The following is a 231-nucleotide window of genomic DNA, read 5'->3' on the forward strand; positions in this document are numbered from 1 at the left end:
CTATAATGTAGCCAGAAATTAGGAATAGTAAAAACTATGATTAATCTTGCTTCAGAACAAATTAGAGAAAAGTTAGTAGAACTTTTAGAAGAAATTAAACCTGATTCTGAGCCAACCCTGATTCAACGTTCAGACCAAACCTCTTTATATTTATTTTCTGAGCAAGACTATCAGCTTTTTTTGAAATTAATTGAAGATGCTGAAGATCAGATTGATATCAAAGAAGCTGAT

At 30.7% G+C, this 231-nt stretch carries 1 protein-coding gene; it reads left to right on the forward strand.

The genetic code is table 11. The annotated features are described in order from the left end of the window. Window positions 1-36: 36 nt before the first annotated feature. Window positions 37-231: hypothetical protein (locus R0J92_RS27240; RefSeq protein ID WP_411053980.1), on the forward strand; the 195-nt coding region annotated here is incomplete at its 3' end.

It is taken from the genome of Tritonibacter sp. SIMBA_163, from assembly GCF_046535935.1.
In the GTDB taxonomy this organism is placed as follows: domain Bacteria; phylum Pseudomonadota; class Alphaproteobacteria; order Rhodobacterales; family Rhodobacteraceae; genus Epibacterium; species Epibacterium scottomollicae.